This window comes from Streptomyces sp. NPDC054840, assembly GCF_053611065.1.
On the sequence record NZ_JBSGZP010000326.1, the window covers coordinates 1 to 7,954 of the forward strand.

Sequence of the window (7,954 nt, forward strand, 5' to 3'; positions counted from 1 at the left end):
GCTTTGTCGGCGTGGAGGCGTTGGGGTTTGAAGTGGCGGCCGCGGTGGGGGTCGTGTCTCGTTTGGTGACCGAGCACCATCGGCTTCAAGGCCTGGCTGTCGTGGGTGTTGGCGGCCGAGCCGCCGCCAACGAGGGGGCAGGCCGTTCGCGTCCGGCAGGACGTGCATTTTGGAACCTTGCTTGCCCCGGTCCGCAGGGCTCGGACCTGTGAGTTCGCCCCCCCTCCTTTTTTGGCCCGCACGTGTGCGGAGTCGAGGACGACGCGGCCTCATCGCAGGCACGACATCTGCGGGATCACCCGCCGCAAGCGCCGCAGCCTGACGAAGGCCGACACCAAGGACGTCCGCCGCCGGGGAGTCGTCTGGGTTCCTCTCACGAGTCCCATCTGACCCACTGTCATCTGCCTCCCCATCCCCGGAGGTTACTTCAGGAACTCGCAAAAGCCACGTGAGACACCTCTGAAGGGCAACTTTCAGAGAAGGATTGAACAGCAGCGTGCCCCCGCACACAAAAAGAGCAATTTGAAGTGAATGTGACAATCACATAAGCCTCCGTCAACACCATGTGCGCTCTGTTGGGGCCGGCGGCCATCGGATTGAATGAAATCGGGCGAGGCGGATTGCCCGGATCGTTTGGTTCGTCAGGATCGATCGATCCGCTAGCGCTTCGCACCGGTTGGCCGGCTCTTTGCCTGAAATCGGCCGGCCGTCCCAGCGAGACGCGGACCGCTCCACCGTTGCGACGCCCCAGCCTCCGTTCGCGACGCCTCACTCACCTGCTGCAACCGAGTGCCGCCGCACGCACTCGAAGGGCTGTGGCAGCCCATCAATTCCCTCACCCGGCTTCAGGCCCCGCCGCACACGGCCCCGGGCATGCCGTGGAGTCGCGAACTCGTACCACGCACCGTCAGCCGCACGACTCCTGCCTCAGGAGTTCAACAGTCGCAACGCAAGGAGACCCCCATGGCAACTCTCACGTCGCTGACACCCACCCAGAGCCACAACGGGATAACCCTCACTCTCACCGGCACAGGTCTGTCGGGCACGACCAAGGTGAACTTCGGAACGAAGAAGGTGACCCCCGCCACCGTCAGCGCCACCACCGTCACCGTCGTCATCCCGGTGCTGTGCGGTGGCCAGGTCAGCGTCAGCGTCACAGCGGGAACCTCGACCAGCAACTCGCTCGCGTTCTTCTACATCAACCCCCCAGAGCCCACGGGCCTCAGCTCCAACACCGGTCCGGCGGCCGCCACTTCCCTGAGCGTCTTCGGCAGCGGCCTGCTGACCGCGACCGGGGTGACCTTCGGCGCCGTGGGCGCCGGCACCGGGGTGACGGTCGTCTCCGACAGCGAGCTGACCGTCACCTGTCCCGCGCACGGCGCGTTCACCGGCAGCACCGACACGGTGGACTGCACCGTCACCACCGCCGGAGGCACCAGCATTTCGCTCGGTGCCCCCACCCAGTACACCTACTACGACGTCCCGACCGTCGTCAGTCTGGCTCCCACGTCGGGGCCGGTCGGTAGTGACACCACTGTCACCGGCACCAATCTGGTGGACGTCAGCAGCGTGACCTTCACCCCCACGGGCGGAGGCGCCGCGGTCGAGGCCGACTTCTCGAGCACCTCCGGCACCACCCTGGTCGCCACCGTCCCCTCGGGACTCGCCGCGGGCACGTACGACGTCCAGGCGACCACCTCCGGCGGTCAGACCGCGATCGTCGCCGGCGACGTCTTCACCGTCGTCTAATCCCCGGCCCGTCCAGGGTCGGCGGGTCGTCGTGAGCACCTCGACCGCTCATCGGGCATAGCCCGGACAGCGCCGAGCGTGCACCCGCTGCGCCCTGGCCGACACACGTCAGCCAGGGCGCAGCTTCTTGAGGACTGCAGGGAGGAACAGGTCATGGCCCCGGTAGTGAGCAGTCTCGATCCCAACAAGGGACCGACCGCGGGAGGGACCGCGGTGACGGTCAACGGCAGCGGCTTCAGCGGGGTCATCGCGGTGAGGTTCGGGGCCGTCTCGGCCTCGTTCACCGTGATCAGCACCACCCGGATCGTCGCCATCTCGCCGGCGGGCTCCGGGACGGTCAACGTCACGGTCGTCGCGACATCGGGCACGAGCAACGGCGTCCCGTACGCCTACGTCATGTCCCCCGTGCTCAGCTCTCTGGCGCCCAACCAGGGACCGACCTCCGGAGGACACACGGTCACCCTGACGGGTACCAGTCTGTCGGCGGCCACCGCAGTGCGCTTCGACACGCACCCGGCCGTCATCATCGGCAACACCTCGACCCAGGTCACCGTCACCACGCCGGCGGCGTGCGGCGGCGCTGCCGAGGTGACGGTGACCACGGCGGGAGGCGTCAGCAATCCCCTGGCCTACTTCTACATCCCGGCTCCGACCATCAGCCGGCTCAGCCCCGATCAGGGCCCGCTCTCCGGCGGAAACACCGTAACCATCACCGGCACCAACCTGACGCTCACCAGCGCCGTCCACTTCGGAGCGGCCATGGCCACCGGTGTCACGATCGACGAGGACAGCCAGATCACCGCGAACGCCCCCAGCGGATCGGGCTCCGTGACCGTCACCGTCACCACGCCGGGCGGCACCAGCACCCCCGGGCCGGGAACCGCCTACTACACGTACCTCGCGGATCCGGTCGTCAGCAGCCTCAACCCCTCATCGGGTCCTGCTTTCGGCGGGACCACCGTCACCATCACCGGCAGCGGTCTGACCTTCGCCGACGAAGTACGCTTCGGGGCCACTCCCGTGCCCTTCGCCGCAATCTCCGACACGATGGTCGTCGCTGTCGCACCCGGAGGGGCGCCGGGCACGGTGATGGTCGTCGTGCGCACACCGGCGGGCACCACGTCGGGCACCCCGTTTGAGTACGTCGACTGAGGCGCGGCCCGCCCTCGTCAGGCGCCGGGGCAGGCGCGTCGACGGCGGCCACAATGCGGAGGCTCTGCTGCGGTGACGGCCGGTCAGCCCCGAAGTGGCGCGAGCGGGGAGACCAGGAGGTGAACGGCATAGGCCAACTGGGCACCGGACACCGCTGAAAGGCGTGGCGATGCGCCTGGCTATTTATCATTTAATGGTTATATGTCGGATGTGAGGCGAGCCTCACGCCGGCCGCGGGATCGGTGCCCGCGGCCGTTCCGTTTTTCCTCCCGTGTGCCTGACGCGACGTCAGTCGGGCGGGAGGCTCCAAGAGAGGTGGGCCAGGCATGATTTCTGGGTTTCGGACGGAGCGTTCCCGCCGCCCGGTACCAGACCGGAAGGCAACGACCCGTACCGGGTTCGGGGTGGCGCGCCACGCCGCGGCCGGGTTGCTCGCTCTGGTCCTCGCCTCCCTCTCCCCCGCCCTGCTCCCCCAGGTCCAGGCGGCCGCCGCCGATACCGTCCCTTTCGGGACCCACGCCTACGTCACCAACGAAGCCGACAACACGGTGTCCGTGATCGATGTCGCGGCCCCGGGCGCTCCCGTCGTCGGCAGCCCCGTTTCGGTCGGCACCGGGGGACCGGTCAGAGTGGCTGTCACCCCCGACGGCGCCAAGGCCTACGTGACCAACCAGAACAGCGGCACGGTGTCGGTGATCGACACCGCGACCAACACGGTCACCACCACCATCCAGGTCGGCGCGCTGCCCGTCGGGGTCGCGATCGGGCCCGACGGCCCCGAGCCCGCCCGCGCCAAGGCCTACGTCACCAACGCCAACGACAACACGGTGTCAGTGATCGACACCGCCACCGACCAGGTCACCGCCACCATCGAGGTCGGTCTCACACCGCTCGCGGTCGTCGTTTCTCCCGACGGCAGCAAGGTCTACGTCGCCAACTCGAACGCCGACTCCGTAACGGTGATCGACGCCACGACCAACACGGTCACGACCACCATCCAGGTCGGCGCTTCGCCGTTCGGAATCGCGGTTGCTGCCAAGGGCAAGAAGGTCTACGTCGCCAACAGCGTCGCAAACACGGTGTCGGTGATCAACACCGTCACCAACACGGTCGTCACCACCATTGGGGTCGGTACCGGACCGTCGGACGTCGCGGTCGCTCCCAACGGCAAGAGGATCTACGTCACCAACAGCAGCGCCAACACGGTGTCAGTGATCAACCCCGGCAGCGACACGGTCGCCACCACCGTCGGGGTGGGCGCCGCGCCGATCGGGGTCGCGGTCACCCCCGACAGCACGAAGGCCTACGTCACCAACGGCAGCGACAACACGGTGTCGGTGATCAACACCGCGACCGACACGGTCACCCTCATCATCCCGGTGGGCAACTCGCCACTGGACGTCGCCTTCGGCCAGCGAAACCCCAAGGCCCGCATCGTGGCCCAGGGCAAGGCCCTGGCCATCCACTCCGGCCCTGGCACGAAGTACCCCTTCGAGGGCAAGGTGCGCACCGGCAGGGTGGTCCCGGTCCAGTGCAAGGCCAAGGGCCAGCCGGTCGACGGCAATGCGATGTGGTACAAGCTCGCCGACGGCCGCGGCTGGATCGCCGCCCGCTACGCCCGGAGCCTCAACGAGATTCGGTACTGCACGTACACGTGACGAAGTGAGGACCTGACCGCATGGGCACATGAGCAGGCCCGGGCAAGCGTGACGACATGAGAAGGCTCCCACAGCCCACCGGCTGCGGGAGCCTTCGCCCGCATGGGTTGAGTCGAGACGGTGGGCAGGCACCTCTTCTTGCCCCGGACAGCCGTGGCGGCCCGACACCCCGTGCCCGTCCCGGTCGACCCGGACACCCCGAGGGCGGCAATCCGCAGCGGCTACGCCCGTGGCTCGACGCTCGGAGGGAGCGGGACTGTAAAACGTTCGGTGTAACTCCTGATCAAAGAAGATGCATCGATGACCAGTGACGATGTGACCGAGCCCGAGACTGTCGAGGCCGGCGAGCCGTAGCCGGCGAAGGCGGTGCATGACCGGCTGATCGACGAGCTGGTGTCGCGGGCCCAGGCCCGGGGCCTGCAGCTGACCGGCGAGGGTGGGCTGCTGCAGCAGCTGACGAAGCGGCTGCTGGAGTCCGCCCTCGAGGGCGAGATCACCGACCATCTCGGCTATGACAAGCACGACCCGGCCGGCAAGAACGGCGGCAACAGCCGCAACGGGGCCCGCGCGAAGGCCGTCCTGACGGCCGTCGGACCGGTGGAGACAGTCGTGCCCCGCGACCGGGACGGCTCGTTCGAGCCGAGAGATCGTCCGCAAGCGGCAGAAGCATTTGTCCGGAGTGGACGAGATGGTGATCTCGCCGTCCGTGAAGGGCCTGACAACCGGTGAGGTTCAGGCCCACCTGGCCGAGGTCCATGGCGCCGAAGTCTCCCGCCGGACGATCTCGACCGATGAGGTATCCACCGCGGCCACTGAAGAGGCCGGGCTTGAGCGGTTCGCCGAGTTCGCCGGCGCCTGGGGCAAAAAGTACCCAGCGATCGTCCGGCTCTGGGAGAACGCCTGGGAGGAGTTCACTCCGTTCCTCCGCTTCGACACCGAGATCCGTCGCATCGTCCGCACCACGAACGCAATCGGGTCCGTGAACGCCAGGATCCGGGGGGCGGTCAAGGCCCGAGGGCATTTCCCGAAACGAGACCGCCGCGCTGAAGGGCGTCTACATGGCCATCATTAGAGCCTGGACCCGACCGGCACGGGCCAGGCCCGCTGGACCATGCGCCGGAAGACCGCCCTCAACGCCTTCGACATCACCTTCGACGGCCGGCTCGCCGCAGTCCGTCAGTACCCCAGCCACCCCGGATACACCGTTCGATTGACAGACCCGGCCTCGACCGCTTCATAACAGGCACCAGCCTGTCCCTGGGCTGACGAGCCGAAGTCAGTACCTGCACAAGCTGGACGAGTTCGTCGAGAGAACCCTGACCCGGACAGGCGCTCCTGCCGCTTCTTGACGACTTTCGGTATAGAAGCCGTCCCGGTCGCGGGGGCACGGCTATCTTTCACCGGGCCGACGTCCGTCAGGACGGTCTTGCCTCGCGTTCCGTTTGCGGGAGTTGCCGCCGTTGTCCCCGGCTGGGGTCGTGCTTGTCATAGCCGAGGTGGTCGGTGATCTCGCCCTCCAGGGCGGACTCCAGCAGCAGCATCGTCAGCTGCTGCAGCAGCCCGCCCTCGCCGGTCAGCTGCAAGTCCTCGGCCTCAACGCGGGAGACCAGCTCGTCGATCAGCCGGTCGTCCACCGCCTTCGACGGCTTCGGCCAGGGGGCTCAACGGTCTCCCCCTTGGTTCGTTCTCACTGGTCATCGGTGCATCTTCCTTGATCCGGAGTTACACCGCTCTCTTTACAGTTCCCCTTGAAATCGTCACCCATTACCTGGAGCCCTCCAGCATCTCCTGGAGCCATTCAGTCAACGATGTCCTGAAACCGCACACCGTCAGTGGCCGCCGACACCGGGGCGTCGGGCCGCGTGCCCGGCCCTGTCTCTGATGTAGGCCGCGAGTCAGCGGCAGTAGCGCACCGGGGTGAGGTTCTCGACATAACGGGCCGCGACCCAGTGCTCTTGGCCGTAGGCGCGGTCGTCGTCCCGCCGGCCGCCCATACCACCGTCCTGGTTGCCGTTCTGCCAGTCGCGGCCGTCCTGGTCGTCGTCCCGCCGGCCGCCCATACCACCGTCCTGGTTGCCGTTCTGCCAGTCGCGGCCGTCCTGGTCGTCGTTCTGCGAGTCGCGACCGTCCTGGTCGTCGTTCTGCGAGTCGCGACCGTCCTGGTTGCTGTTCTGCGAGTCGCGACCGTCCTGGTTGCCGTTACCCTCGTGCAGGCGGTACCAGATGCGGTTGCCGTCGACCGACTGCCCGTACTCCTTGCACTCGATCTCGACCCTGCGGTTCGGCTGCAGCTGCCCGACGACCTGGGAGCGGGTGGTCGGCTTGCTTCGGACCTTCAGCGGGCCCTTCGAGACGACCCTGCCGATCGCGTGTCGGCCGTCGGCGGCAGCCGCGGTCCGCTGCGACGCGGTGCTGGACGTCGACGCCACGTCGGCGACGGCGGCCCCGGCTCCGACGAGGCCGAGCACGAGGCTTCCGGCGGCGAGGGTGAGGATGGTTCTGGTGGGCTTCAGCATGAGCCGGGCTCCCCTACGAAGACATTCGCCCAGCCGCGGCGCGCGGCGCGGGACGGCAACCAGGCCGGTTGCCAGCCACGATTATGGCGAGGGCGAGCTGGTCCCAGCCGTCGACGCACCAGCGTATAGCCCGATATGCCCAATCCGTATGCCACAGCCGCTGTTCAACACGCCTATCCGCAAAAGGGGAACAATCCCAGCCACACCATGGCTGCAGCGGCATCATGTCCCACACCGGACCCGACGGGTCCACCATGACCACCCAGGTGGAAGCGGCTGGATATGGGCGGTGCCTGGGCGAGAACACAGCGCGGGCCAGGCGGACGCCGACGTGGCCATCAAGGCCTGGGTGAGTACCCTGGCCACAAGGGCCGACGTCGGGGGCACCGACACGAAGCGGACTGGTTCATGGACTACCGCAACGCCGACGGAAGCCTCGGCCAGATGTGCGGCAACGGCATCCGCGTCCTGGCCCGCTACCTCGTCGACGCCCGGCACTGCCCGGCAGGCACTTCCTGGCCATCGCCACCCGCGCCGGCATACGCCAGGTCCATGTCCCGCAGCGCACCGACAACTTCGACGGGCCGGTGACCGTCGACGTGGGACAACCGCGCCTCCCCGGCCCCGCGGGCATCGCCGTCACCGCCGACGTGTACACCTGGCCGACTCTCCACGTCGACATGGGTAACCCGCACGCTGTCGCCTTCGTCGACGACCTCAGCCACTCCGGCGACTCACCACACCTCCCACCGTCACCCCGGACGACGTCTACCCCCAGAGCGTCACCGTCGAGTTCGTCGTCCGCCGCGGCCGCCGCCACCTCGCCGTGCGCGTCCACGAACGCGGAGTCGGCGAGACCCTCGCCTGCGGGGCCGGCGC

At 68.0% G+C, this 7,954-nt stretch carries 5 protein-coding genes and 3 pseudogenes; 5 read left to right on the forward strand and 3 right to left on the reverse strand.

Annotated elements, in window-relative coordinates; all coding sequences use genetic code 11:
* Positions 1–266, reverse strand: a pseudogene (locus ACWGIU_RS22240) (transposase); the annotation flags it as partial.
* A gap of 697 nt (positions 267–963) precedes the next feature.
* Between ACWGIU_RS22240 and ACWGIU_RS22245 the strand changes: the two are divergent.
* The 4 genes and pseudogenes from ACWGIU_RS22245 (at position 964) to ACWGIU_RS22260 (ending at position 5,799) form a co-directional block, all read left to right on the forward strand.
* Complete coding sequence (locus ACWGIU_RS22245) at positions 964–1,749, forward strand: IPT/TIG domain-containing protein (protein WP_453708352.1); 786 nt, start codon at positions 964–966, stop codon at positions 1,747–1,749.
* 153 nt (positions 1,750–1,902) lie between these two features.
* Complete coding sequence (locus tag ACWGIU_RS22250; RefSeq protein ID WP_453708354.1) at positions 1,903–2,901, forward strand: IPT/TIG domain-containing protein; 999 nt, start codon at positions 1,903–1,905, stop codon at positions 2,899–2,901.
* Positions 2,902–3,305: 404 nt separating this feature from the next.
* Positions 3,306–4,559, forward strand: a complete 1,254-nt coding sequence (locus ACWGIU_RS22255; protein WP_453708356.1) for a YVTN family beta-propeller repeat protein — start codon at positions 3,306–3,308, stop codon at positions 4,557–4,559.
* 366 nt (positions 4,560–4,925) lie between these two features.
* A pseudogene (locus tag ACWGIU_RS22260) lies at positions 4,926–5,799 on the forward strand (transposase).
* Between the two features lie 80 nt (positions 5,800–5,879).
* Here ACWGIU_RS22260 and ACWGIU_RS22265 read toward each other — a convergent pair.
* A pseudogene (locus tag ACWGIU_RS22265) lies at positions 5,880–6,257 on the reverse strand (transposase); the annotation flags it as partial.
* 197 nt (positions 6,258–6,454) lie between these two features.
* Positions 6,455–7,075: an SH3 domain-containing protein gene (locus ACWGIU_RS22270; protein ID WP_453708358.1), complete on the reverse strand. Its 621-nt coding sequence runs from the start codon at positions 7,073–7,075 to the stop codon at positions 6,455–6,457.
* 408 nt (positions 7,076–7,483) lie between these two features.
* On the opposite strand from ACWGIU_RS22270, the gene ACWGIU_RS22275 reads away from it, so the two are divergent.
* The gene (locus ACWGIU_RS22275) at positions 7,484–7,666 is read left to right on the forward strand and encodes a hypothetical protein (protein ID WP_453708360.1); all 183 of its coding nucleotides are present in this window, start codon (positions 7,484–7,486) and stop codon (positions 7,664–7,666) included.
* The last annotated feature ends 288 nt before the right edge of the window (positions 7,667–7,954 follow it).

What these genes read in the sequence shown, in the direction of transcription:
- ACWGIU_RS22245 (WP_453708352.1), top strand. Translation starts at nt 964, where the DNA reads ATGGCAACTCTCACGTCGCTGACACCCACCCAGAGCCACAACGGGATA.
- ACWGIU_RS22250 (WP_453708354.1), top strand. Translation starts at nt 1,903, where the DNA reads ATGGCCCCGGTAGTGAGCAGTCTCGATCCCAACAAGGGACCGACCGCG.
- ACWGIU_RS22275 (WP_453708360.1), top strand. Translation starts at nt 7,484, where the DNA reads ATGGACTACCGCAACGCCGACGGAAGCCTCGGCCAGATGTGCGGCAAC.
- ACWGIU_RS22270 (WP_453708358.1), bottom strand. Translation starts at nt 7,075, where the DNA reads ATGCTGAAGCCCACCAGAACCATCCTCACCCTCGCCGCCGGAAGCCTC.